Genomic DNA, 2024 nt, shown 5'->3' with positions numbered 1-2024 from the left:
GGTCTTCTTGCTTGGCATAAAGGCTCCTCGTCTGCAACGACAGAGTAAACCTCACACACAAAAATTCTGACAGGCTCTCGCCGTCGATTCGGACCCGAAATCCTGTGACTGACTTGAGGTCATGCTCCGGCCAGTCATGATCGATTGTCAGAGCAACTTGTTCGGCCGCCTTGTCCAACAACCCATACCTGTCCAAGCCGCCGAATCGGCGGTGGACAATCAGTTGACTGCCGGCTAGGCTCGATAGCAAGGCCTTTCGGCCAGTCTCGTCGAGTTCGGCCAGTTCGCGAGCGGTCAGTCCTATTCTCGTCTGGGGCCCGTTGGCAAACGCCTTGGCTTTACCCGACCGATCAAGCAGCAAAGCGGCCGGGGCGTCCGGTGGAAACAGCATTCTCGCCCCGCCCGCTGGCCCCGCTTTTTCGGAGTCCGAATCCCTGACGATTTCCCTTGCCCTTTCTGTCAACAGCGCGGAGACCTCTCGGGTAAGGGCTTCGAGCGATTCGCTGAGGTGAGGCGGGGCCGCTTCGAAAAACGCTTCCACCTCCTTTGTCGAGGGCTCTCGTTCGGACTCCCGCCAAGGTAAATGCTCCCTCCAGGTCACCGTGGTCTCGGGCTCGTCCTTGTCGGCCCAGCCGCGCAGCCATGGCTCAATCTCAGGCCGGCCGCTGTGTTCCTGTAGGGAAGTCATCGACCAGGCATCGACCAGCGCACGAGTGAGTGCCGGACGCAGCGGTTCCGAGCTTGTAGCGAGCGACAGACATTCATCCAGCGCACCGTCTGACTGGCGTCGTTTATTCAACGCTGCGATCCCATTTGGGCTACCGTCGCCGCTCAAGGCCTCGACTGCCTTGCGTCTTGCCTGGAATTCTCGATACGGGAGTGAAGCTCTCAGATATTCCTCGAGTTGCTTTTCGTACATCTGCCATTCCTTTTCACTGGCCGTTTTGGCTTTCTTGAAGGCTTTTTCCGCGTCGGAAAAAATCTTCTTTCGCCGGGCGTAATCCTCCTTCACATCCTTGCTGCTTGCCCTTTCCGGCTTCTCCGGCGGGACAGGTTCTACTGGTAGCGAGCTGGAAGGGGGATTCGGAGGTTCTCCCTTTGAGGCTTTCGGAGGACAGAAGAAAACTGAAACATTGGCGTCACCTTCACCGCGTCGGTTCACTCGACCCAAGCGCTGTACCATTCGCTCGAAAGACACGAGATCGCAGACCATGTGATCGGCGTCGAGGTCAACGCCCACTTCTCCGGCTGATGTGGCAACCAAAAATACGGGGGTTGGTAGCCTTTCTTTTGAACCGGCAATGAACCCCCAGGCTTCCAGCTTCGCTGCGAGAGCGGTACGCTCATGGACGCGCCGCGCACCGGTCAGCAACTCGACGTTGTCACCTTTCCGATCATTCAGCGCCTTACGCAGGCCCTGCGCAACCTTTCTCGCGTCTTCGCGCCGATCGCAAAAGATAAGGATGCGGCTATCCGATCCCGCATAGCTTTGTGCCCGATCAATCAATGCCGACAAGACGGACGCCGTATCCGGAGCTTCTTCCAACGACACCCGCTTCTTTGCGCATAGCCGTTTGGCAACGATTTCATCCGCCGCATCCGATGCGCTGAGCCGGAAGGCTCGCTCATCAATCTTTCTGCCTGTAGCGGACAAGGTCAACAGGTGAAATCTCGGAATCAAGCTCCGTTCTTCCGCACTATGCGGTGCAAGATCATCCTTCGTCGCGATGGCATGCAGCAACGCCTGAAACGGCGGACAAAGGTGTGCTTCGTCCAATACGAAGACGCTATCTGCGCCCAACAACCCGGCGTGGTAGGGCCGCATTCCCCGGGAGATCCCGTAGCCCTCGAACAGTAGCCGGGAGCCTGTCATGTCGATGGTCCCGACGATGATTGCCATTGCAGTCGGGTCATCAAGCCACTGTCGGTTATCGGCCAGTTGGCCCCTTAGCAGGATGGTGAAAAACCGCTCTGAAATTCCCCTTACCTTTCCCGCCGAACCAAATCGGCTGGGTGCGGGGTCG

General features: G+C 58.0%; 1 protein-coding gene. It reads right to left on the bottom strand.

The features are described 5' to 3' along the window. Nucleotides 1–1900: helicase-related protein (locus tag ACW73L_RS22050; RefSeq protein ID WP_498924688.1), on the bottom strand; the 1900-nt coding region annotated here is incomplete at its 3' end. Nucleotides 1901–2024: the final 124 nt, after the last annotated feature.

The sequence above is a fragment of the Methylolobus aquaticus genome (genome assembly GCF_054172105.1).
Note: the sequence above shows the minus strand (reverse complement) of the source record. Positions and strands in the feature narration are given on the sequence as shown.